16 protein-coding genes are annotated in these 23,425 nt (G+C 65.4%); 4 read left to right on the plus strand and 12 right to left on the minus strand.

Translation table 11 applies throughout. The features are described from left to right. Position 1: 1 nt before the first annotated feature. From FHW85_RS10705 to FHW85_RS10720, 4 genes are all read right to left on the minus strand, one after another. Positions 2-4,801, minus strand: a complete 4,800-nt coding sequence (locus FHW85_RS10705) for an RHS repeat protein (protein ID WP_168648223.1) — start codon at positions 4,799-4,801, stop codon at positions 2-4. A 62-nt stretch (positions 4,802-4,863) separates the two neighbouring features. Further along, the gene (locus tag FHW85_RS10710) at positions 4,864-5,238 is read right to left on the minus strand and encodes a hypothetical protein (protein WP_167253728.1); all 375 of its coding nucleotides are present in this window, start codon (positions 5,236-5,238) and stop codon (positions 4,864-4,866) included. Between the two features lie 95 nt (positions 5,239-5,333). Then, a complete protein-coding gene (locus tag FHW85_RS10715) occupies positions 5,334-6,332 on the minus strand; it encodes an alpha/beta hydrolase-fold protein (protein WP_210427759.1) in 999 nt (332 codons plus the stop codon). Positions 6,333-6,405: 73 nt separating this feature from the next. Next, positions 6,406-7,890 (minus strand): serine hydrolase domain-containing protein, encoded by a 1,485-nt coding sequence (locus FHW85_RS10720; RefSeq protein WP_168648224.1) that lies wholly within the window; start codon positions 7,888-7,890, stop codon positions 6,406-6,408. 142 nt (positions 7,891-8,032) lie between these two features. Here FHW85_RS10720 and FHW85_RS10725 point away from each other — a divergent pair, with 142 nt between their 5' ends. Both FHW85_RS10725 and FHW85_RS10730 read left to right on the plus strand, forming a co-directional pair. After that, the gene (locus tag FHW85_RS10725; RefSeq protein WP_167253724.1) at positions 8,033-8,209 is read left to right on the plus strand and encodes a hypothetical protein; all 177 of its coding nucleotides are present in this window, start codon (positions 8,033-8,035) and stop codon (positions 8,207-8,209) included. Positions 8,210-8,797: 588 nt separating this feature from the next. Next, complete coding sequence (locus tag FHW85_RS10730; protein WP_168648225.1) at positions 8,798-11,434, plus strand: TonB-dependent receptor; 2,637 nt, start codon at positions 8,798-8,800, stop codon at positions 11,432-11,434. Positions 11,435-11,531: 97 nt separating this feature from the next. Here the strand turns inward: FHW85_RS10730 and FHW85_RS10735 are convergent, their stop codons facing one another. Beyond that, positions 11,532-12,434 (minus strand): LysR family transcriptional regulator, encoded by a 903-nt coding sequence (locus FHW85_RS10735; protein WP_168648226.1) that lies wholly within the window; start codon positions 12,432-12,434, stop codon positions 11,532-11,534. A gap of 99 nt (positions 12,435-12,533) precedes the next feature. Between FHW85_RS10735 and FHW85_RS10740 the strand changes: the two genes are divergently transcribed. Both FHW85_RS10740 and FHW85_RS10745 read left to right on the plus strand, forming a co-directional pair. After that, entirely contained in the window at positions 12,534-13,394 is an 861-nt protein-coding gene (locus FHW85_RS10740; protein ID WP_168648227.1) for an aldo/keto reductase family oxidoreductase, read from the plus strand. An 87-nt stretch (positions 13,395-13,481) separates the two neighbouring features. Further along, positions 13,482-14,894 carry an FUSC family protein gene (locus tag FHW85_RS10745; RefSeq protein WP_168648228.1) on the plus strand — a complete coding sequence of 471 codons (1,413 nt, stop codon included), beginning with the start codon at positions 13,482-13,484 and terminating at the stop codon, positions 14,892-14,894. An 8-nt stretch (positions 14,895-14,902) separates the two neighbouring features. Here FHW85_RS10745 and FHW85_RS10750 read toward each other — a convergent pair whose 3' ends face one another. The 7 genes from FHW85_RS10750 to FHW85_RS10780 form a co-directional block, all read right to left on the minus strand. Next, on the minus strand, positions 14,903-15,463 hold the full coding sequence (locus FHW85_RS10750; RefSeq protein WP_168648229.1) for a hypothetical protein: 561 nt from the start codon (positions 15,461-15,463) through the stop codon (positions 14,903-14,905). A gap of 30 nt (positions 15,464-15,493) precedes the next feature. Next, complete coding sequence (locus tag FHW85_RS10755; RefSeq protein ID WP_168648230.1) at positions 15,494-16,408, minus strand: M14 family metallocarboxypeptidase; 915 nt, start codon at positions 16,406-16,408, stop codon at positions 15,494-15,496. A gap of 90 nt (positions 16,409-16,498) precedes the next feature. Further along, entirely contained in the window at positions 16,499-17,341 is an 843-nt protein-coding gene (locus FHW85_RS10760) for an SAM-dependent methyltransferase (protein ID WP_168648231.1), read from the minus strand. 58 nt (positions 17,342-17,399) lie between these two features. Beyond that, positions 17,400-17,840, minus strand: coding sequence for a hypothetical protein (locus FHW85_RS10765; protein ID WP_167253710.1), 441 nt, complete (start codon positions 17,838-17,840; stop codon positions 17,400-17,402). A 140-nt stretch (positions 17,841-17,980) separates the two neighbouring features. Next, positions 17,981-18,568 (minus strand): porin family protein, encoded by a 588-nt coding sequence (locus FHW85_RS10770; protein WP_167253704.1) that lies wholly within the window; start codon positions 18,566-18,568, stop codon positions 17,981-17,983. A gap of 276 nt (positions 18,569-18,844) precedes the next feature. Beyond that, positions 18,845-20,491, minus strand: a complete 1,647-nt coding sequence (locus FHW85_RS10775) for an ATP-binding cassette domain-containing protein (RefSeq protein WP_167253702.1) — start codon at positions 20,489-20,491, stop codon at positions 18,845-18,847. Between the two features lie 13 nt (positions 20,492-20,504). Then, positions 20,505-23,375: a type 2 lanthipeptide synthetase LanM family protein gene (locus FHW85_RS10780; protein ID WP_168648232.1), complete on the minus strand. Its 2,871-nt coding sequence runs from the start codon at positions 23,373-23,375 to the stop codon at positions 20,505-20,507. Positions 23,376-23,425 lie beyond the last annotated feature (50 nt).

Here is a 23,425-nt window from a genome sequence, read left to right on the forward strand (position 1 = left end):
GCTACCGTCCACCCTTGATGTAATTCGGCTCAACTTTCGGCAAATCCGTAGAAAGCTGACGCCTTCTCTCAGGTCCACACACCTCCCCACAATCACAGGGATCCTCGCATTGACCAGAATTCATCGGCGAGAATATCGACCACGCAACGATCGATACTCGCATCGCACAGGTTTTAGCCAAACCAGACAATCCAGACTTCTGCAGACCGGACTTTTGCAAATTCTTCCATCGTTCATACTCATCCATTGCAGCATCACGCGGAATCTGACCGGTCTTGGGATCCTTCAGGCTCTTCATGAGCCTCCCCCCGTCCTCCTTATGCAGCCAGTTCCAAAAATCTTTCGGCAGTCCGTAGTAGTTGTCCCACGGACCGAGGCCCAAAGGATCAGAAGAATTGATCGGATCCGCCCCGACATAGGCATAAGTACTTACCTGACCACCAAACAGACCCAAAGGATCACTTTGGACGTATCTGCCCGTTTGCGCCTCAAAATTGCGGCTCACGTTGTACATCAGTCCATTCTCTACATCTAAGTATTGGCCCGGGAAACGCAAGTTAATAGCCTGCCCGTTCGCTTTCGGCACTTTCTCGCCGAACGGATTTGCCTGATAGCTCCACTGCCAAATCGCCGCCCCGGCGCCATCGGTGACCACTCGCGGCGTGCCCAATCCGTCCGCATGCACGAAGCCTAAGGTACTGGTGCCACCGACCGTATCTACGACCGCCAAGGGCATACTCCCGAGCCAGATGTAGCTACGGCTTGCCACCCCGTACTCACCTAATAGCTGACTGCCTTCGTCGTAGGCAAAACGTTGACTGGTTGCAGACGACTTACCAACCCGCTCCCCTACCGCGTTATAGATGTAGCTCGCGATGGTCTGGCCATTGCGCTGCGTCACAGTCATGCGATTCCGGTCGTTGTAGCCATAACCAAACGTGTCACCGCCCGTCCCGTTACCAGTGGTGTTGCCGTTGGCATCGTATGTGCGCGCGCTGCTTCCGATGCTCGTCAGCCTGTGCGTACCCGCCTGATAACCATAGGCTCCCGTTGCCAGACCGTTGCTTGCTTTGCTTAGACGATCGCCCGTCTTGTTATAGGTGTAGGTCTCGATGGCCTGACCTTGGGCATCCTTCAGTCCCAGCAAGCGATAGAGCGGGTCGTAGTTGTAAGTCTCGATCGACGGATTGGCCCCGGACGCATTACCCAGCGCCGTGATGTTGCCCATCGCATCGCGTGCGAAGTGCAGATTCAGTGCCGGACTGACGACATCCGTGACTGCGTAATTTGCATCGTAGCTACGCGTGATCGTCTGGCCATTACCCAATGTATAGCTGGCAATAGGACCGAACGGCAGGTAGCTGACATTGGTTACCACATTGCCGGCACTGCCCGCACCCGGCAGCTGCGCGGTGACCACATTGATGCGCCCTAAGCTGTCGCGGCCGTACTGGATAAAGGTTCCATCCGGCGTGCGAGTGCTTGCGAGGCGGTCCGCCAGGGTATACGTGTAACTGACCGTATCGACGCTGGTGCCTTGGGTCTGGCGCTTCTGCACCACATTGCCGCGGAGGTCGTAGCAGTAGACCGTGGTGACCGCTGTCTCCACCATGCTAGTCAGGTGGCCGGCTGGATAGGAGCCCGTGCAACCGGTAACGCTATTGGCTTCGTCATAGTGATAGCTGACGTTGGCGGAGCTGGTCGGATAGGTAGTCGCAGTGATGCGGTTCAGCGCATCGTAGGTGCTATGGCTGACCACGCCCCTCGCATCCGTGGCCTGAATGCGATTACCCGCGGCGTCGTAAACGTAGGTGGACGTACCGGTGTCCGGGCTGTGCAGACCGGTGGCGTTGCCCAGTCCGTCGTAGTCGTACGTCGTGTTCAGGCTATCCGGATCGCTCACACCCTGCAGCTCATCGCGCGGGCCATAGGCGAACACGCTCTGGGTGTTCTGCGTGGCGGTATCGGTGCCGTTGTAATTATCGATCGTGCTGACCAGGCGGTTCAGCGCGTCGTAGCCTTGCTTGCGCTGGATGCCCAGCGCATCGGCGCTACGCACGAGATTGCCATTGCCGTCGTAGCTGTCGCTGAAGCTCGCGTCGAAGACCGTGCGATTGAGGCCATCCTTGATGCCGGTCAGCTGCCCCAGCGTGTTGTAGCTGCGGGCCAGCGAGCGGCGCAGGGTGTTGCTGGCGTCGAAGGTCTCTTCCTTGGTCTTGTTGCCGGCGGCATCCAGCGTGTAGTGGATGCGGTTGCCCAAGGCGTCCGTGATGTCGGTGAGGCGATGGGCGGCGTCATAGGTGTAGGTCACCTGTACGCCGTCCGGGTCCTTGATCGAGGCGACGGCACCGTAAGGCGTGTAGCCGATCTGCGTGACCGCGTCGTTCGGCGAGGTACTGCCGTCCGCGTTCGCGCGGACGGTGCGGGTCGACAGCCAGCCGCGCGCCGTGTAGGTCGAATCGGTCAGGACGCCATTGGCGTCGCGCTGACGGACGACGCGGCCGTTCTTGTCATAGGCCACCATGGTGGTGACTTGCCCAATGGCATTGGTGACCTGATAAAGATCGCCCGCCCGGTGGCAGGCGCCGCCCGCCGTCCCGCAACCCGACTCGTCGGTGCTCAGGTAGTAGCTGTAGTGCGCCGTGCTCGTGAGATCGGTGCGCGGCCCGGTGATGCTGAGAAGCAGACCGATGCGGGGGCATTGCGTGCCATCCACGGCATCGCAGTACGTATAGGTCCAGCGACGCACGCCAGCAGGGACAGCCCCGGTGACAGCGCAGGTGTAGCTGGCGGCCGTTGAAGCATCGATGTCACAGCGCGCTAGCGCCCATCCGGCCGCGTTGTAAACCCAGCTGGTGCTGGATACGACAGTGCCGCCGGCGTCGCTGAGTGTCCGCGCCAGAGGTACGCGAAGGGCCGCATTCCATCCGATGCTGGCCGTACGCTGCGTCGCCGTCCCTACGCCCTCGACACGCTGCTGGAGCAGGCCTTGTGCGTTGAAAACGTAGCTGGTGGTGACATCATTCCAATCCTTGGCCGTCTTCAGAAAGCCATTGGCGTCATAGGTCATGCTTTGCCCCATGCATTCCTTGCATGCGGGCCCGATGACCGACATCAACCGCCGGCCACCGGCAATACTCTGGTAGTTATAAGTGCGCTGGGCGCCGAGATTGTCGGTTACCGTGGTTACGTCGCCGCTGTAACTCAGGGTGCTCGTGTCCACATTGCCATTTAGCGCACTGCCGGTCGCCATGCCGGTGGTGCTGTCGTAGGTCCAGGTGGCGTAGGTGGAGTTGGCTTCATCCACCCAGGCAGTCAAAGCTTGAGGGAAACCCGTGGCCTCATACTTGTAGCTGACCGACTTTCCATCCGCATAGGTCACGGAAGACAGGCGGCCGATGCTGTCGTACGCGTAATGCACAGTCGTCTGATCGGGCAAGGTGAGCTGATCGAGCAGCCCGGCGGTGGAGTAGCTGAAGCTCAGCACTCGCCCGTAGCTGTCGGTCACGGAGCTGACTTGGCCCATATCCGACTTGGGTCCAAACGTCGTCGCAACCGTTCTTGTGTAGCCGTCACGCCGGACGATCTGCAGCAGATTGCCGTTCACGTCGTAACTTTCGACATCGCCATTTTCGGCGGTCAGCGTGAATCCGGCGCTAGTCGCCGCGAGGGAAATGGCGCTCTGGCCAGTTGATGAGCAGGTACCGTTGTAGCAGACGAAGTGGTAATAGCGGCCATCGGGACGGAAGACGGAGAAAGCAATCGCCGCGTCCCCCATGGGCTTCGAGTACGCCAGGGCGCCAAGGGTGTTGAGCACCGAAACCACCGCTCCATTGGAGAGCTGACACTTGCCACTCCCTGCGTATGTCGCGGTAACCCCCGCAAAGTTGGGGTTGGGCGCACTTCCGCCAATGCCTTGGACGATATCGCTCACGCCTTGGACGCAGGCCTCTTCGGCCGAGCCATAGACCGAAGAAGTCGATGAAGCGCGGAACGTCGCCTTAGGCAGAGACGACTTCAGACTTCTGTTTAAAGGGTAAATGTGTCTGGACGCATACTCGTTCTGCCAGCCATATCTGCCAAGATCGGGAGCCAGTGGATTGCTGTTGTAGTAGCGGGTGTAGGTCAACCCGCCATCGCCGCCCACGAAGTCAACGGCCGACTCCGACATGTTCCCGGAGCCCATCTCAATGGGATATTTCGTCTCCGCTCGCCCCTGCTCGCATTGGCACTGCCCTTTATCGGCTTCACTACCTGCCAAAGTGAGGTAATAACCTTCTCGACAGAACCATTCGCCTGACGGCTTGTAGTAAGACCAGACGGAGTTGTTGTCGCAGGTATAGACCTCATACGTAGCCACCGTATAGAGGCTGGCATGACCGGAAGAATCGGCACAACTTGTTTCGCCGATCATGTAGCGCGTGTACTGATGAACACCATGCGTCGCATTTTCAGGTAGTTCCCTCCACCCGATAGGCACGCAGGTCGGAACGCCATACGGCCAACCCGACGCCAGATACGGCTGCCAGAACGCACGGGCATCAGCCTCAGACCACATCAGCTGGTTATAGCTGCTGGCCTGCGTACCCAACTTCCACGTATTCCAGTTCTGCGCGTTAGCAACCGACATCAATCCGAATACGCAACAGAACACCGCGAGCAGCCAACGCCTCATACCCAGTTCCTTCGAGCAAGCAAAACTTTTACCCACAAAAAAACCGAGGCTGCACCGCAACCCCGGCCCTATATCGAAATCTTCCACGACGGCCCCGCCGTCGAACGTGATCAAACCCTCATCCATGATTTTCTCCCTCTAGGGGCAGTCCTAAAACAACAGCAACTCCAAAAAAATCTTCCCTTTTCTCAACGACTAGCCCCCAACAACCCCACCTTATACCCCGCCTCCCGCAACCGATTCGTGGCCTTGGCATTAAGCACCAGCAACGTAATCAATCCCACCAGCGGTACGAACATCAGGATCACCAGGATCACCTTCGTCCCCGTGCCATAACCCAGCCCGCTGCTGATGCGCAGGATGCCCATCAGCGACAGCACCAGCGAAGCGATGGCGAGCAGGCCAGCGATGGTTTCCCCGGCGCCGCGCACCAGGATGATCGCCAGGTACACCAGGATCGCGTAGATCACCAGCTTCTGGCCGCTGGCGACCTGCTCGATGCCCGGATCGTTGCGCAGCGTGTCGCCTAACGGTGCCTTGGGCGCCTCGTACGGATTGCTCATATTGTCCCCCTGTGGTGGCTGGTCGCCGGATCAGCGCCCTCCCTGTCCCCCAGGGCGCGCGCCGTATCGTGCCGCAAACGGAGGCGCGGCGGGAGTTACCGGGTCGCGGCGGGTTCCTGCGGCGGCGTCAGCATAGCCTGCAGGCCGTGGGTGATCAGCGTGGGGAAGACGGTGAGGTGGTCTTCGTCGCCGATCACCACCGAGCGGATATGCAGGCCGGGGTAATGCCGCGACTTCAGCACGCGCTCGAAGGCCTGCGCATTGCGCACCATGTCCACGGCGTTGTGATAGCGCTTGTCGGGCGAGCCGGGATCGACGGTTTCGAAACCGCCCAGGGCCATGAACACATCCGCCGGCAGGTCTTTATGGCTGGCCGCATAGGCGCGTTCGCGCTCGAACATCACCTTGCCGTCGAACTGCAGCGACGGACTGCCCAGGATGTAGTGCTCGAACATGCCCGGCTCGGTCAGCAGCATGTGCACGCCGAGCAGGCCGCCATAGGAATGGCCGGCATAGATCTTGTCGTGCATGTCGGCACGGTAATGGCTGGCGACGAAGGGAAACACTTCTTCGGCGATAAAGCGCCGGTAGTTTTCCGCCTCGCCGTACAGCGGCGCGCGGCCGGGCATGTCGGACTCGGCGCTGGACGGGCCCTTCGCCGTGGGCGTGTAGTCGCGGTTGCGGCTGTACTTCGGCGTGTCGCCCTTGGCGTAGGAAAGGCCGATGAGGATGAAGTCGCGCAGGCCGTTGCCGTGGTCGCCGACGCGCCGGGCGATGCTGCGGATCAGCGGAAACGCGTACGGCGCGTCGGTGACGAAGACCACCGGATAGCTGCGCTCCGAATGCTCGGCGTAGCCATCAGGCAGGTAGACGTCGAGCTGGTAATCGCGCCCAAGGATCTTCGACGGCAGGTCGCGCACCTCGGTGCCTTCCAGCGCATATGCCGGCGGCGTGGCGGGTGCGGCGGCAACAGGCGGCGCCGTGGCCGCGGGCGCCGGTGCGGCTGTATGGGTCGAAGCAGAAGGCGCGGCGCCATTCGAGCAGGCCGCGAGCAGAACGAGTGCCGCCATCATGGCGGCCGAACGAAACATCATGGGAATCCCTGGCGAGAGCGGCAGCGAAGAGCGGCGGCCATCGAAGCACAAGCGCCGCTCCCTGCCAATGCCGTCATGGCTTCGCCGGCGCCAGCTCCGCCAACCGCGTCTTGGCGTGTTCGTTGTCCGGGTTGCGCTCCAGCGACAACCGGTAATTGGCGATGGCGTGTTCCCGCTCGCCCAATGCCTCCTGGCATTCGGCCAGGCTGTCGTAGGGATTGAAGCTCTGCGGATGCTGCGCCACGTTGTAGGCGAACACCTGCACCGCATCCTTGGGCCGTTTTTCCTGTTGCAGCAGCCGGTAGCCCCAGCCGTTGAGGTAGTTCTCGCTCAGGTGCAGGCCCGGATAGGTGCGCGCCACCTCGGCCACCGTACCGGCCACATCGCCATAGCCGTGCTCCGCGAACGCCTTCTCCAGCGCCGCCTCCGCGGCCGGCTTGCCGAACACCTGGTCGCGGATATGGTTGGCCGCCATCTGCAGCTGGCCCTGCGTATTGTTGGCGCTGCGGTTGGCCAGCAGCACCACGCCGTAGCCGGTGCCGGGATAGACCTCCATGAAGCTGGCGAAGCCGAAGGTACCGCCCGAATGCACGAAATGGCGCTGGCCTTCGATCGTGGTGTCGATGATCCAGTTGAAGCCGATCGCGAACTCGCCCGGGTCGCCCCATTGCGGCTGGTGCGTGAGCTTCACCGCCGGATCGCTTTCGTCGAGCTGCCGCGCCACGTACTTCGCCATGTCGCGCGAGCTGTAGCGCAGGCCGCCGGCGGCACGCGTCACCGGCGCATCCCATACCGGCGCCACGCGGCCTTCATTGGTGTAGCCCACGGCCATCTGCGCGGCGCGCGCCTTGTCGGTGCCGCTGGCCATGCCGAGCGGGCGCTCGATGCGCTCGGCGAGCAGGGTTTCGAACGGCTTGCCGAGCAGCTTCGCATCGATCAGGCCCACCACTTGCGCCGCGACGTTCGAATGCGCCGGCGTCTTGCCGGGTTCGCGCTGCAGCTTCGCGCCGTGCAGATCGGCGAGGAACTGCGGCGGCGTGTAGCGATTGAGTCCTGCCACGAGCACGAACGGAGCCTCGCCCGGCTTGGCCTGTTTGGCGGCAAGCGCCAGCGACTCCGGCAGATTGTCCGGCAACGCCGAAGTGGTCGACACCAGCTGCTGCAAGGTTACCGGCCGCCCTTCGTAGGCCAGGCCGGGATAGTCGCCGGGCGGCAGGTAGCGGCGCATGTCGTCGCCCAGCTGCGCCTTGTGTTCCAGCACGGCCTGCGCCAGCAGCAGGCTGCCGAAGGTCTTGGTGATGGAGCCGATCTCGTAGACGGTGTCGGCGGTGGGTGCGCGTGCCTTGCCGCGCTCGACGGTGCCGAAGTCGTAGAACGAGGCCTTGCCGTCCTTCACCACCGCGATGGACAGGCCTTCGGCATTGCCGGCCTCGATAAAGACCTTGCCCTCCTTGCGGGCCGCCTCGTCGAGGCGTTCCTGGGCGGTCTGCGCGGCTTGCGCGCCGGCGGCCCAGAGGGCGGCTGCGGCGATGCAGGCGGCGAGCGTGGTCCTTGCCATGGTGGTTCCCCTTAGGATGCGCGGGCGAGCCACGCGTCCGCCGGACTCTAGTGGCGTCTTCGCCGGCCGGGCTACGTGACTTCCGCCATCCCCGCCCCCATCATCCGGATTCCCGTCCGGATCCGCCCACGCGGCTACGCCCATGACTCACAAGACTCCCGCCGAAACGCACGTCGTCCCCGACCCCGCCGAGAGCGCCGACCATCCCGGCATGCATCGCCCGGGGCATACGGTGCTGGATACGGTGGAGACCAGCGAGCTGGATGAACTGCAGCGAGAGGATGCGTTGCGGCATTCGATTCTGCGTACGCCGCGGTAAGCGCGGCTCAGGCGTTCGGACGCCGCGCCATCCCCAAACTTCCCTCGTTGTCCAGCGAGCTCCCTGGCCTGGTTGCTGGCCCGCGCTCCAATGGCCGCACCCGCGTGAAAGGCGCGGCTGCGACAACGTCGTCATGCCTTCCGCAGCCATCCGGACAAAACTCCCCGGCACGGCTTTAAGAACGAGTCATGTGTGCACTGCAAAACGCGCACATCGGCGCCCTGCTTGAATCGATTCAAATTAGACGCTCCAAATTTTTGCGATGCGCCATAAAGACTCAGGCACTCAATAGCTTAGATGTTGACCACCGTCGTTTAGATCGTGGCAAAAATTCGTTGACAACGTTATCGGGCACGCCTAAGACTGCGCGCCACGCCTCCGTGGAAAGGGAGTGGTTCGACGGAGCGGCCGCGGGACGGTATCGACAGTCGGGGGGACTGACGTACCGGCCACAAGAAGCGCGGCGCAGGAACTGAGCAATCGGCGGACAGACGCACACGAGCCTGGAGCTCGTGCGGTTTCGTTCGCCCCACGAAAACGAACGGGTGCCCGACACCCGGCACAAACCCCCGATCGGAGGCATCGACCATGGATTACCGCAGAAGCACGCTCGCCGTCAGCATCCTGTCCGCCCTGCTGTGCGCCGGCACGGCGATGGCGCAGGACGCGGGCACGGCTCCCGCCCAGAGCAACGACCCGAACAAGCCGCAAACCCAGCCGCAAACCCAGCCGGGCCAGGCCAGGCAGCTGGAGACCGTCACTGTCAGCGGCATCCGCGCCAGCCTGCAGAAGTCGCTGGACCTGAAGCGCAATTCCGATTCGATCATCGACGCGATCTCCGCCGAGGACGTGGGCAAGTTCCCCGACACCAATGTGGCCGAGTCGCTGTCGCACCTGCCCGGCATCAGCGTGGACCGCAACTTCGGCGAGGGCGACAAGGTCAGCATCCTCGGCACCGACCCGGCACTGAACCGCCTGCTGCTCAACGGCCAGACCGTGGCCTCCACCAACTGGACCAGCGACCCGAACCATCCGGACGGCCGCTCCTTCAATTACAGCCTGCTCACCTCGGAAATCATCGGCACCGCCGAGGTGTACAAGACGCCGCAGGCGCGCATCGACGAAGGCAGCATCGGCGGCACGGTCATCGTCAACACGCGCCGCCCGCTGGACCTGAAGGCCAATACGCTCACCGGCACCGTCAGCTACGGCTATAACGACCGCGCCGACAAGGGCAAGCCGAACGCCTCGGTGCTGTACAGCTGGAAGAACGACGAAGGCACCTTCGGCGTGCTCGGCTCGCTGATGCATTCGGACCGCATCATCCATCGCGAAGGCACCGAGATCTTCGGCTACCAGCGCGCCAACGACCCGAACGATACCGATCCGAATCACCAGTTCCCGGCCAGCGTGGTGCCGCCGGGCAGCAGCTTCACCTACCCGACCGCGATCAACACCGCGCTGTTCACCCAGCACCGCAAGCGCGACGGCGTGGCCACCGGCATCCAGTGGAAGCCGAACCAGTCGTTCGAGCTGAACCTCACCGGCCTGTACGTCACCGAGAAGTTCGACAACTACAACCAGAGCCGCTACGGCGACTGGTCCGGCAGCGCACCTGCTGCCACCTCGGTCAACGTCGCCAACGGCGTGGCCACCGGCGGCTCGTACGGCGCCAGCGCGCCCACCTACCTGGACGGCTACGAGCGCTTCTCCAAGGTCAACACCGGTGCGCTGCAGCTGCGCGCCGACTGGCACGGCGAAGGCTGGAACGCGTCCAGCCAGATCGGCTACACCAATTCCTCGGGCGGCTCGCAGGGCATCTACAGCCTGCAGTTCCGCGGCTACGGCGGCTATAACTGGAACCTGGCCGGCGAGCATCCGCAGATCAACTACAACACCGACCCCACCGACGCCAGCCAGATGCTCGCCCACGGCGCCGGCTTCAGCCGCGCGCCCAGCTACGACCGCGAGCGCTATTTCCAGGCCGATTTCAGCCACGACGTGGCGCTGGGGCCGTTCAATACGGTGGAGCTGGGCGTCAAGAGCAGCAACCACTTCAACGGCCAGACCAACTACGCCGCCAGCATTCCCACGCTCGACAACAGCGGCGTCACGCTCGCCAACCTGCAGGGCGGCATGACCGGCAGCGATTATCTCGACGGCCTGAGCCCCGCCGGCAATATGGCGCGCTGGGTGCAGATCGATAAGGGCGGCCTGAAGAACTACGTCAATTCGCTGTTCACCGACGCGCCGATGGACCCGAAGGCGACCTATGCGATCACCGAGCAGAACCGCGCCTTCTATATCCAGGGCGATTTCGGCGGCACCGATTGGCGCGGCAATGTCGGCGCGCGCTACATCCACACGCGCAACGGCATCACCGGCTACAACGTGATCGCCAACAACCAGTACGAGCCGGTCGACCAGAAGAACCGCTACAACGAGTGGCTGCCCTCGTTCAACATCGCCTACGACGTGCGCGACGACCTTACCCTGCGCTTCGCCGCCGCCAAGACCCTGGCCCGCCCGCGCTACCAGGACATGACCCCGTACGTGGCGCTGGACGACCGCACCCACACGGGCTCCTCCGGCAACGTCGACCTCAAGCCGTACAAGTCCACCAACTACGACGCCACCGCCGAGTGGTACTTCGCGGAGAACAGCCTGCTGTCGGCCGAGTTCTTCTTCCGCCGCATCAGCGACTACGTGCTGTACGACACCGTGGCGCGCACCTACTACGACCTGACCGCGCAGCAGAACGCCGTGTACCAGATGGTGACCCCGGTGAACGCGGGCGTGGCCAAGGTCAAGGGCGTGTCGCTCACTTATCAGGCCAGCTTCGGCTACGGCTTCGGCCTGGCGGCGAACTACACCTACTCGGACGATGACACCAGCAACAACTTCCCGCTGCCGTACAACTCCAAGAACTCCTTCACGCTCACGCCGTACTACGAGCAGGGTCCGTGGAGCGCACGCGTCACCTTCAGCCGCCGCTCGCCGTACTTCACGCAGATCGGCGTGCTGGAATCGCAGCAGATCACCGGCCGCTTCCGCCAGCTGGATGCCTCGGTGTCGTACCAGCTCAACGATCACGTGCGGCTGCAGCTGGATGGCACCAACCTGCTGGACGAAACGTACTTCGTCTACAACGGCACGCCGAGCCAGCCCTACAACGCGTACAAGAACGGCCGCACGTACACCTTGAGCATGAACTTCAAGCTGTAACACCGAGGCCCGGCGTAGGTTGGGGTGAGCGCGAAGCGAACCCCAACAAACGTCGCCGCGTGTGGCCATGTTGGGGTTCGCTTGCGCTCACCCCAACCTACGCCGGGGCCGCGGCCTTCACGTAATCGACGAAAGCGCGCAGCGGCGCCGGCAGATGGCGCCGCCCGGGGTAGTACAGGAACGGCCCGGAGAACGCCTGCCACCAGTCTTCGAGGATCGGCTCCAGCGCGCCGCGCGCCAGATATGGCCGCAGCATCTCCTCGTACAGATGGATGACACCCAGCCCCGCCACCGCGGCATGGATCTTCAGGTCTATCGCCCCGCCGAGACTCACCACCAGCGGACCGGACGGGTCGACGCGCACCACTTCGCCCTCGCGTTCGAATTCCCATAGCGGCATCGCGCCGCTGGCGAAGCGTCCACGCAGGCAGGCATGGGCGAGCAGGTCGCGCGGATGCTTCGGCCTGCCGCGGGCATCCAGATAGGCCGGCGCCGCGGCCGTGGCGAAGCGCTCCACGCGCGGCCCCAGCGGCACCGCGATCATGTCCTGCTCCAGCCGCTCGTCGTAGCGGACGCCCGCATCGCAGCCGGCGGACAGCACGTCGACGAAACTGTCCTCGACCACCACGTCCACGCGGATCTCGGGATACTCGCGCATGAAGCCGGCCACCAGCGGCGGCAGCACGGTGCGCGCGACGCCCGCCGGCACGTTGAGCCGCAGCGTGCCGCTCGGCTTGTCGCGGAAGACGTTGAGCACGTCCAGCGCCGCTTCCATTTCGCTGAGCGCCGGCGCCAGCCGCTCGATCAGGCGCTGGCCGGCCTCGGTCGGCGCCACGCTGCGCGTGGTGCGATGGAGCAGGCGCACGCCCAGCTTGGTTTCCAGGCGCCGCACCGCGGTGCTCAGGCCGGAAGCCGACAGCTCGCCCGTACGCGCCGCGTCGCGGAAGCCGCCGGCCCGCACCACCGACACGAACGCCATGAGATCGTTGATCTCGGCCATTGTTCAGTCCTTCGCACAGCCCGTGCACATGGAACCGGATTATCCGCCAGGCCGGCTTTCCTCATAGTGCCCACCGCACCCACTGATGAGGCAACCGCCATGTCCCCGCTCGCTTATTCCTTCGCCGGCCGCAGCATCAATCGCATGGGCTACGGCGCCATGCAGCTCGCCGGCCCCGGCGTGTTCGGCCCGCCCAAGGACCGCGCCGCCGCTGTCGCCGTGCTGCGCGAAGCCGTGGCCGCCGGCGTCGACCATATCGACACCAGCGACTTCTACGGCCCGCACGTCACCAACCAGATCATCCGCGAGGCCCTGTATCCGTATCCGGAGCGCCTGCTGCTGGTCACCAAGGTCGGCGCGGTCCGCGGCGCCGATGCGTCGTGGCTGCCGGCGCAGGAGCCGCAGGAGCTCGAACGCGCCGTGCACGACAACCTGCGCAACCTCGGTCTCGACAGGCTGGATGTGGTCAATATGCGCATCCTCGGCGCTACCCATGCGCCGAGCGAAGGTTCGATCGCACGACAGGTCAGCACGCTGGCCGGGCTGCAGCGCCAGGGCCTGATCCGGCATATCGGCCTGAGCAACGTCACCGCGGCGCAGGTGGCGGAAGCGCGCGGCATCGCGCCGATCGTCTGCGTGCAGAACCACTACAACCTGGTACATCGCCAGGACGACGCGCTGGTCGACGAACTCGCACGGGAGGGCATTGCCTACGTGCCGTTCTTCCCGCTCGGCGGCTTCAGCCCGATCCAGTCGGGCGAGCTCTCGCGCATCGCCGCCGCGCTCAATGCCACGCCGATGCAGGTGGCGCTGGCGTGGCTGCTGCATCGCTCGCCGAATATCCTGCTGATTCCGGGCACCTCGTCGGTCAAGCACCTGCATGAAAACCTGCAGGCCGCGCAGCTTGCGCTGTCCGCGGCGACGATGGCCGAACTGGATGCGCTAGCCCAGCCGGCTTGACCGGCGACAGGGACGGCGATGCCCAACGGCATGCGCCGTCCTTCGGCACAGCGATTAGGATGGCGCACCGCCCAACCGCCGATGCCCATGTCACGCTCCGTTTTCGCAAGAACACGCGATCGCATCCCGAGCCCGTCCGCGCTTGGGCGAGCGCTGGCCGAAGCCACGGCCACCTTGCTGGCGGCGCTCGCCACCATGCTGTGCGCGCTGGCCATCGCACCCGGGGCCGGCGCGGCCACGCTCGCCGTGGTGCTGTGCATTTCGCTGTCGCGCAGCCAGCTTGACCGCGACCTGCGCGGACGGCTGGAGGCCGCCGTGGTATTGCCGCTGATCGGTGTGGTGGCGCTGGGGGTCGGCTTGCTGCTGCGCCACCTCCCGTGGGTTGGCGCCGCGGTCTTCGTCGCCGGCATGTTCGTATCGATCTGGCTGCGCCGCTTCGGCCCGATGGCGCGCCGCGCCGGCAGCCTGATCGCCTTGCCCTTCGTGGTGCTGCTGACGGTGCCGCATCTAGGGCCGGCCGCGGCGAGCGGCGTGTTGCCGGTATGGCTGGTGCCGATCGTGGTGGCGCTGCTGGCGCTGTTCTGGGTGACGGTTTTTCATCTGCTGGTGCGCTGGCTGCGCATACGTCCGCCGGTCGACACCGAAGACGCGCCGGCCGCCGAACCCGCCGCGCCGGACAAGCCCGGGCTCGCCGCCAGCACGCGCATGGCGATTCAGATGGGTGTCGCCCTGACGGTTGCGTTCGTGGTCGGCTTTCTGTTTTTCCACGAGCGCTGGGGCTGGATCGTGCTCACCGCGTTCATCGTCAACAGCGGCAATCGCGGACGGCTCGACGTGGTCTATAAGAGCGGCATGCGCGTGCTGGGCGCCGCGGCCGGCACGGCGATCGCGCTGGGCCTGGGCCAGCATGTGGGCATCGACCATCGCAGCAGCGCTATCCTGATCCTTGCCGCGCTGTTCCTTGGCGTGTGGCTGCGCCCGTTCGGCTACGCGTGGTGGGCCTTGTTCGTCACCCTGGCGCTGGCGCTGCTGCAAGGTTTCGGCGACAGCGAACCGGTGGGCCTGCTGTGGCTGCGCATGGAGGAGATCGTGCTGGGCGCGATCATCGGCATCGCCGCCGCCTGGTTCGTGCTGCCCGTGCGCTCTACCGACGTGCTGCGGCGCCGGCTCGCCGACGCCTTGGCGGCCTTGAGCGACGCGCTGGATCCGGCCACGGAACAGCGCAGCGCAACGCGCTTCAATACCGCGCTCGACCGCGTGGAAGAAGTGACCCCTCCCTTCCGCGCCGCGCGCCTGCTGCTGCGCCGGCGCACCCTGCACCCGGCCGATTGGGCCGACACCTTGCTCGATTGCGGCGAACCGGCGCGGGCTCTTATCGACCAAGGCGCCACGCCCGGCCGGATACGCCAGGCGGTCGGCGCGGCGCGGCGGTCGCTGCGCGAGCCCGAGACCTTGCTGCCTTCATTGCTCGCGCTTCGCAGTAACTTACGCGGCGACTGAAAGCGGCCTCAGGCCGCCTGCCGCTGCGCCTCGCGCACCTGGTTGTAGACCTGGCGGGCGTTCTCGATCAGGTCGAAGGTGGGCGGTAGCTGGCGCGTGGCGCCGGGCCAGTAGAAGCCGCGCATGAATTGCGACACTGCCTTGCCGCCGAACTCCACGCTGCCGTTGCCGTTGGAGCGCTCCGACAGCGTGATTTCCGGCAGATTGCGCAGCGACAGGCTTTCCACCTTGCGGTTGAAGATGCCGGACACGATCACCACCCGCTCGGTGGTCAGCCCGTAGAACGTGCGCCCGCGCTGGTAGCTGTCGACGAAGAAACGCCCGACCGTGACGTACAGGCCCATCAGCACGAAGGGCACGCCCCACAGCATGAAGAACAGCGGTGCCTTGCCGGAGCTGACCACGTTGTATTCCCAGAAGAAGGCGAAGCCCGCCCACAGCAGGCTGAAGGGAATCATCATCAGGTCCGAGCCGCGCAGCAGCAGGCCCTGGCTGGGCCGGCCGGACCACAGCAGGCGCTCGTCCCGGTTCAGTTCGCGGTTGATCGCCTGGGTAGCTTCGACATTCATGAACTTCACTCCGTGAAGAAGCGCGGGGCCCTATGGGTGAGCCAGCGCGAAATCTACTGCCGCGCAGACCGCCGCCGCCTGTGCCGCATTGCACTGTTCGGGTGTGGCGCGCGGGCTGTCCGGGTAGACCTCGGTGGTGGTCGTGTAATGCGCCGAGGTCACGCCCGCGCACAGCCCAAGCTTGCGCAGCGGATAGCGGATCACACCGGGCGCCACCACTTCCGAACCGATGATCTCGCCCTTGGCATCCGCCGGCGCGATATGCGTCACCTTGGCCACCGCCTCGATCACCGCCTGCTGGAACACCGGCTGGGGGTTCTCGCTGTCGTCGACCAGATAGAAGCCATCCGGAATCTCGCCCGGCTCGGACGGCTTGCCGTCGCGCGCCGCCAGCGCGGGGCGGAATTCACTCTCATCGGTGTCGGTGGTTTCGTGCAGGTCGATATGCATCAGCACGCGATCGCGATAAGGAGCCACCAGCCGCATCAGCGCCGCGGATTCGCCTGCCGGGCTGTTCTCGCGGAAGGAACGGTTGGGATCGATCGCGTCGGGATTCCAGCGATGGATGCGCTCATAAGCCCAGGGGCTGATGCACGGCGCGATCAGCAAATTGGCGCGCCCCTCGTAATCGGCTGCATGCAGGTCGACGAACTGCAGCGCGCCATGCACGCCGCTGGTTTCGTAGCCATGCACGCCGCCGGTGACCAGCACGATAGGCAGATCCTCGCGCCACTCGCGGCTCCTGATCGCCAGCAGCGGATAGCTTTCGCCGGCGTAGTCCAGGCGGCCGTATTCGGTCACGTCGAAACGCGAACGCAGCGCGTCGATCTTGCTCTGCACTTCGTCCGCGTAGCTGCGGTGCTTCACCTGGCGCGCCAGCCATACCGCCTTTTCCGCGGGACCCCAAGGGGTGCCGGGCGTGCCGATCGGATAGGGGGTGGTCATGGCGTGGTGCGCTCCGCGGGGTCGGGTGAGGCGGGGAACTTTAGCACCGCTTACCTGCGAGGCATCCCGCACGCCATCCGCACCGCAGCCTCAGCGCCGCACCGCCAGCACGCCATCCAGCGCCAACTCCGCCCTGAACCCCGCCTTCTCCAATCTGCGCGCCACTTCGCGCGGCACATCGCGGTCGCTGGTCAGCTTGTTCGGGCTGCCGGTGTAATGGAACATCCGCCCGCCGCGGCGGATCACGCGCGCGAGCTGCTCGTAGAAAACCTGCGAATAAAGCTCGCCGGCAATGCCGAAACGCGGCGGATCGTGCAGCACCGCGTCCACCGAGGCATCGGCCACCGCGGCGATCGCCTGCGAGACATCCGCCTGCGCAAGCTGCAGGCGCCCGCCCGCCGCCGGCGCATCCGGATCCGGCGACCACGGATTGAGTGTGCGCAGCCACAGCACGTCGGGGTTCTTTTCGAACGACTGGATCCGCCCCATGCCCGCGTCCAGGCAGCAGGCCGCGAAATAACCCAGCCCGCCGCAGGTATCCAGCACCGCCTTGCCGCGCGGCTCCACCAGCGCCACCTTGCGGCGCGCATCGTCAATCGGGGATTCCTTCGAGGTGGGCAGCATCTTGATGCCGTCGATCTCGAACGTGGGCGCGCCCCATTCGGTGGGCACCAGCTTGATCAGCGAAGCGGAGAAACGGGAGACGGGCGCGAACTCGTCGCCGTCCCAGTAATAGATGGTGCGGTCCTTGATCTTGCCGGGGTACGGGTAGTGCTGGTCTTTCCAGAGCCAGCCGTCGGGCTGGAGCGAGGCCGTGCCGTTCGAACGCCCGAGATCGAGCGAGCCGGTCCAGGTGCCCGCACCCGCCGCGTGCGCCTGCTTGAGCGCTTCCGCCGCCGGGAGCGTCAGCAATGGACCGGAATAATGCGGCACGGCGTATTTCCCGCTGGACAAGGCCGCCAAGAATATCCGGTTTGGCGCCGGACCTGCCTCAACGCCCGGGAGCCGGGACTCCAAAGACCTTGCGGTAAATCCGCGGCGTCGGCGTCAGCATCTGCCGGACCCGGTCTTCGGAAAGGCTGCGCCATACCCAGCGGATATCCCGCGGGAACAGCTTATGCGGGTAAAGGCTGGGCGTGGTTCCGTCATCGCCGCCCTGCGCGATGCCCAGGACGAACAGGCCCTCGGGGCTCCGGCAGAGCCAGTTCACATCGATCATCAGGACATCGCCCCAGCGGCTGGTCATGCAGCTGGGGCGCCAGCGATGGACGACCAGCAGGTCCGAAGCCGGCATCGGCTTGCCGTGGACCATGGCCTGCTGGCTCTCGAATGACATTTCCAGCAGATCCAATGAGCCGTTCCCGCCCCATCCGCAGACACGGTAGATGACGATAAACAGCAGCAGCATGACCGGCAGAAGATTGATCCACATGACCGAGGTATCGCTGCATTGACCGCGTGCAAGTTCAGACCATCCGATGGCAAAACACCAGCGATCCTTGCAAAAAAAGAGCCGGGGAATCGCTCACCCGGCTCGGGATATCCGCTGAAGCGGCGCTTCAGCCAAGGCCATTACTGGCCGAAGCGCCACTCCAGCGTCGCCGACGCCATGAGCGGGCTGTTGGTGCCCGTGATGAAGCGCTTGGCCTTGGCCTGGTAGCGATCGATGTTCAGGCCCAGGCTGAAGTTCGGGCTGACGTCGTAGGCAATGCCGGCGCCGACATAGACGTTGACGTCGTTGTCCGAATCCTCGCCCTGCAGGCCGCCGCTGGCGGTGACCTTGGACTTGGAGAAGAACGCACCCAGGCGCGCGGTGACGTGCCAGGTGTCGGACAGGCGCCAGCGGCCGTTGCCGCCGAGCGTGAAGCCGTTGACGTGCAGCTTCAGGTCGTAGGGGTAGCCGTAATAGAAGCCCTTGGCTTCCGGCTTGCCCAGGTCGACGTAGCCGGCCTCGATGCCCCAGGTGTCCTGCCAGCGGTAGCCGAAGTTCAGGCCGTAGCCCCAGCTGTTCTTGTCGGTCAGGCCGTCGACGTTGGAGTGCGACATGCCGGCGCTGGCGTTGATGAAGAAGTTGTTCGGGTCCGCATTGCCGGCATGGGCGGAGAACGAGCAGGCGGCCAAGGCGGCGCCCAGCGACGCGGTAAGAAGCAGATGACGCATGAAGACCTATCCCTAGTAAGTGTGAAATGCGCCTGTGAGGCACCCATACCGGTGCCGCCGTCGCCTGGGCGGGAGTGGTGAACGCATGGGCCCCTCGGGCCCCGTCCGATCCGGCCGGATCGATCTGGAAAGCCATCCCTCTGGCCTGAACCGCGTCCGTGCTCCCCCCGGGGGCGGCTGGCGGGCCCCGGTTCGGGCGCAGACATTAGCAGCAGGTGCGGGGTGCGCGCGAGTGAGCCGGGACACGGCTTGCGGCATCCGGGCCGCCGCAAGCGGCTAGGCCAGTGCGCTCCGGGGCGCCGCGGGGCGCGTATCGGAGACGATCTGGCCCAGGTCCAGCGCGATCACCCGGTCGGCCACATGGAAATAGCGGTCGTCGTGGCTGATCGCGATCACCGTCTTGCCGGCCGCCTTCAGGGCCGGCAGCAGGCTGCGGTAGAAGTAATCGCGGAAATGCACGTCCTGGTCGGCGGCCCATTCGTCGAAGAAAAAAATATCGCGGTCTTCGGCATAGCACTGCAGCAGGGCCAGGCGCTTGCGCTGGCCGGTGGACAGAGCCAGGCGGGACAGCTCGCCATCGCGCGTCTGTACGTGTTCGCCCAGGTCCAGCACGTCGAGCAGTTGCCCGATGCGCGCATCCGACAATGGATGGCCCTGTGCATCCAGCACGTGGGGAAACAGGAAGAAATCGCCGAACACGCCGGTAAAGCGTTCGCGATAGGCGCGCGGATCCTGCCCGACCGGTGCACCGTCGATGCTGACGCGGCCCTCGCCCGGTGCGATCAGGGAGCTGAGCAGGAGCAGCAGCGTGGACTTGCCGCTGCCGTTGCCGCCCACGATAAACACCATCTCGCCGCGAGCCAGCGTGAGATCGATCGGACCGACCGTCGGTCGGGTGCCGGTGTGACCCGGATACCGATAGCAGACATTCTCCAGGCGGATCTCGCGCCAGCTCTCCAGCGCGGCCGATGCTGGCGCGCGCGACGGCGGTTCATCGAACGCTCCGCCCGGATCCAGTCCCACCCGCTCCAGATGCCGCAGGCTGGCCGCGCCGACGGCCAGCTGCCGCCCCGCACTCACCAGAAAACCCACCGGACCGCCGAGAAATACCGCGCCAATGACGAAGCGGATGATGGTGTTCTGCGTCAGCCCCAGCGAGGCATAGCCCAGATACACGATCAGGAAGATCGAGCCGTACAGCACCGCCATCGACCAGGCTTCGTTGAGCCCCAGCCCCGCATGCGCGCGCAGCATCAGGCCACGCGCGCGGCCGATCGCCGGATTCATCAGCTCGCGCGTGAAGTGCCCGGCGCGCGCCTCGTTCAGCGTCATCTCCTTCTTGCCGTCGCTGATGAAGCGGAAATACTCGAACACCTTCTCGTTGGCACGCCGCAGCTCGTCCAGCTTGCCGCGCATCACCCGCGCCAGCAGCAGCGAAACGGCGAAGCTCGCGCAGAGGAACAAGCCGAGCATGCCCAGCAACGGCGGCGACACCGTGGCGAGATAGCCCGCATACAACACCGCGAGCAACAGGTTGTAGGCCAGCAGCGGCGCCACCAGGGCCAGCGGCGCAATGTTGGCGACGTCGTCGATCAGCGAGCCGAATACGGTGTGTTTCTGGTCGGCCAGCTTTTCGTACTCGAGATCGATAAAGCGCCGCGCCAGCTCCGTGCGCAACTGCGCCACCAGCGCGGCGCCCAGCCGCGCCAGCAGCAGCTGCGACAAGGCATTGGCCGCCAGCAGCGCCAGCAGCCAGCACACGCCCGCCGCCAGCGGATGCGCCATCGCTCCGTGCAGGCCTTCCGATGCCAGCCGGTTGATATGCGACAGCAAGGCCACCGTGCAGCCGGCGCTGGCGCAGGACAGCAGCGCCGCGCCCGCGAGCGAACGGTAATGCCGGCGGAGGAAGCGCTGCAGGATCATGGACGCGCGCCGCTCAGGCGGTCAGCCCTTCCTGTTCGAAGGCGCGGTTGCGCGCGTACTCGCCCAGGCGGGTTTCCATCAGCAGCGGCGAGGGGATATCGCAGTCCGGATGCATGCGCAGCAGCTGGTGGATCGAACCGGAAATGCCGCTCATCAGGCCCGGCGTGAACGCATCCCTGGCCAGGCCGCCGACGATGCCGTGCTCCTCGATGCTCGAAAGAATCACCGCGCTGCCCGGCATCGCCTGCGGCGGCAGCAGGTCCGGCACCAGCGGGCTGGCGCGCAGCAGCAGCTCCCACATGCTCAGGTCGCCATGGCATAGCGTGTGGCTGTAGCCCCAGCCGCCCTGTTTGGCGGCCTGCACGGCGCGGCGCAGCGTATCGAGGTGGCGGTCCTCGCCGGTGCGCAGGTACAGGTCGCAGGCGGCCAGGCCGATGCCCACGCTGCCGTGGCACCAGGTGTTGGGGAATTCGCGGCTGTCCGGCTTGCGCACGTCGAGCCAGTTGCCGAATTCCGGCAGATAGAGCGATTCCTCGAAATCGAAGGCACGCTCGCCGAGCGCCAGCCAGCGCCGGCGATCTTCGGCACTGCCTGCTCCACTCAAGCCCAGCCGCGTCAACACCCAGCCGATGCCGGTGGACCCGTGCGCGAAACCGCCCAGCGGCTCGTCGTATACCGCCGCCGGCCAGCGCGCCCCGCGCTCGTCGACGATCGCTGCCTCTTCCAGCCGCCGCGCCGCCTTTGCGGCAAGCGCCAGCCAGCGCGCATCGCCGCTGGCATCGGCCAGCTGCAGCAGCGGCACGATGGCGCCGGAGACGCCTTCGAGGATGTCGAAATTGCGCTCCTCGCCGAAGGATCGCCGCTCCATCGCCTCGGCGCGCGCAATGGCCATCGCGAGGAAATCCGACTGCGGCTGGAACGCGTGCAAGATGAGCCAGGACAGAATCTGCGAGCCCACGCCGATAAAACCGCCCACCGCTTCGATGGGACGCACCCGCTCGGTACTGCGCATCACCATCAGCACGCCATCCAGCGCTTCCTGCACGCCGGCCACTTCATCGGCACGCCCCGCACGCATCTCGCGCACATACGCCGCCAGCGTGACGGCGACGCCGCACAGGCCGACATAGAGATTCGGCTGCAGGCTGCGCATGGCCCAGCCGGCGCGGCCCAGGATGGGGCTGATCCAGGTGACGGTGCCGTCCTCGCCGCGCACGGAGAGCTCGAGCAGTTCCTGCACGGTGAGCGCGGCCATGGTGCGGCGGCGGCGGTCGAGGTCGCGTGCGCTCGGATCGCTTGGACGCAGATCGTAGGGCGCGCGCTTGTCGTCGTTGAGGCGTCCGTTGAGATGCGCTGTCACCAGCGCGCCGCGGATGGTGAGTTCTTCCAGGTCCAGCCGCATCGCCTGCCAGGCGCCGAAGATCTCGTCGAGCTGGGCCTGATCCAGTTCGTTGGCGAATACAGGCACGTCGCCGTAGCGCATGTCGTCGATCTCGGCGCGGATCGCCGCGGCGTCGCGCGGCGCCACCAGCGAGGCTTGCGAATTCTTTTCCAGCAGGTCGCGCGCGCGTTCGATCGCGGCCGGCTCGTCGTGCAGCGAGGCCGGATGCCACAGCATGCGCATCACCTCGACGTAGATCTGCGTGGGCCGCAGGATCAGCCGGATACGGCTGCCCAAGAACACCTTGAGCTTCGGCGCCAGCGCACCGTCGCGATGCAGCGCTGCGAAGCGGCCGGTGAGCTGCTGGAAACCCGCCAGGATATCCGGCCAGAAGCGCGAGATATCCGGGTTCTCGCACGGGTGATTGCGCGCCATGTCGACGTCGATGCTGACCAGGCCCACGCGCGCGTCGCTGGTGCCGTGGTTGACGATCTCCGGCACGCGGATCTTCGGCTGCTGTCCCGGCAAGGCGCCGATGGCCGAGATATCGACGCCATCCATGCCCAGCGCCGGCGCGCGGAACGGCACCAGGCCGGTGCGCAGCACCGAAGAGCGGATCATCGCGTCGGCGAGATCCACGGCCTGTCCAAGCTCAGTGACCTGCGGCGGCGGTTCCGGCACGAACAGGCTTTCCACGTCGACCACGTAGGGCACGGGGCCGCAGGCGATCAGGTTTTCATGATGCACGTCGGTGCCGCCCAGCAGGCGCAGCACGGCGAGCCAATGCCCGATATGGCGGTAGAAGGTTTTCAGTTCGTCCTGGTCGGCGCAGTGGCGATGCTCGACAAAAGCTGTCCAGCCGTAAGCGCCGCGATCGAGCACCGCAGGTACGCGGATGCGCTCGGCCACGCCTTGAAACAGATCGTGGAGAAAGCTTTCCAGCGCCTGGTCGACGCGCACCGAACGCGGCTTGTACATCAGCCGGCCGCCGTCGAATTCCAGCTGCGCCACGGACTGGCCACCGTCGTGCACATCGCCCTGGCCCAGGCTGGCGGCGCGCAATGCGCCTGCGGGCTGGCCGAGCAAGGCGGCGAAGGCAGCGCGGTCGGCGACGATGCGCCGGGCAAGGGTAAGAATGGCTTCGCTCTGATGGCCGAGCGCGCGATCGAGGCGCTCTTCGAGCACCGGATAGCGGCGGCGCAAGGTGTCCTTGAAGGCGTCCTGCCTGGCCAGTTCGAGAAACTGCGCGAACTTGCCGCCTTCGTCGGGTGCGGTGAGCTGCCCGGACAGCTTCGCCGCATGCAGCTCCAGCAGCAGCACGCGGTTGAGCTTGCGCTCGGCGTTGTCGCGCAGTGCCTGGTGCGCCTGCCGTATCAGGATCGCGCTTTCGCCGTCGCCGAGTCCCGGCACGGCGCGGATGCGTTCGGCCAGCGAACGCCGGGCATCGGCGGTGAGGTGATCGATGATTCCCAGGAACGTATCGTTCGACGGCGCGTCGCCCATGCTCAACACCCGGTAGTGAGGAACGGAATTCGTCCGCAGCCGTGGCACGG

The organism is Dyella sp. SG609 (genome assembly GCF_012275375.1).
Classification (GTDB): Bacteria; Pseudomonadota; Gammaproteobacteria; order Xanthomonadales; family Rhodanobacteraceae; genus Dyella_D; species Dyella_D marensis.

Excerpts from the sequence above, each read along its gene's own strand:
- FHW85_RS10775 (WP_167253702.1), bottom strand. The coding sequence starts at position 20,491 with ATGATCCTGCAGCGCTTCCTCCGCCGGCATTACCGTTCGCTCGCGGGC.
- FHW85_RS10770 (WP_167253704.1), bottom strand. The coding sequence starts at position 18,568 with ATGCGTCATCTGCTTCTTACCGCGTCGCTGGGCGCCGCCTTGGCCGCC.
- FHW85_RS10750 (WP_168648229.1), bottom strand. The coding sequence starts at position 15,463 with ATGAATGTCGAAGCTACCCAGGCGATCAACCGCGAACTGAACCGGGAC.
- FHW85_RS10780 (WP_168648232.1), bottom strand. The coding sequence starts at position 23,375 with ATGGGCGACGCGCCGTCGAACGATACGTTCCTGGGAATCATCGATCAC.
- FHW85_RS10735 (WP_168648226.1), bottom strand. The coding sequence starts at position 12,434 with ATGGCCGAGATCAACGATCTCATGGCGTTCGTGTCGGTGGTGCGGGCC.
- FHW85_RS10730 (WP_168648225.1), top strand. The coding sequence starts at position 8,798 with ATGGATTACCGCAGAAGCACGCTCGCCGTCAGCATCCTGTCCGCCCTG.
- FHW85_RS10715 (WP_210427759.1), bottom strand. The coding sequence starts at position 6,332 with ATGATGTTTCGTTCGGCCGCCATGATGGCGGCACTCGTTCTGCTCGCG.
- FHW85_RS10755 (WP_168648230.1), bottom strand. The coding sequence starts at position 16,408 with ATGACCACCCCCTATCCGATCGGCACGCCCGGCACCCCTTGGGGTCCC.
- FHW85_RS10740 (WP_168648227.1), top strand. The coding sequence starts at position 12,534 with ATGTCCCCGCTCGCTTATTCCTTCGCCGGCCGCAGCATCAATCGCATG.
- FHW85_RS10720 (WP_168648224.1), bottom strand. The coding sequence starts at position 7,890 with ATGGCAAGGACCACGCTCGCCGCCTGCATCGCCGCAGCCGCCCTCTGG.
- FHW85_RS10725 (WP_167253724.1), top strand. The coding sequence starts at position 8,033 with ATGACTCACAAGACTCCCGCCGAAACGCACGTCGTCCCCGACCCCGCC.
- FHW85_RS10765 (WP_167253710.1), bottom strand. The coding sequence starts at position 17,840 with ATGTGGATCAATCTTCTGCCGGTCATGCTGCTGCTGTTTATCGTCATC.
- FHW85_RS10745 (WP_168648228.1), top strand. The coding sequence starts at position 13,482 with ATGTCACGCTCCGTTTTCGCAAGAACACGCGATCGCATCCCGAGCCCG.
- FHW85_RS10705 (WP_168648223.1), bottom strand. The coding sequence starts at position 4,801 with ATGGATGAGGGTTTGATCACGTTCGACGGCGGGGCCGTCGTGGAAGAT.
- FHW85_RS10710 (WP_167253728.1), bottom strand. The coding sequence starts at position 5,238 with ATGAGCAATCCGTACGAGGCGCCCAAGGCACCGTTAGGCGACACGCTG.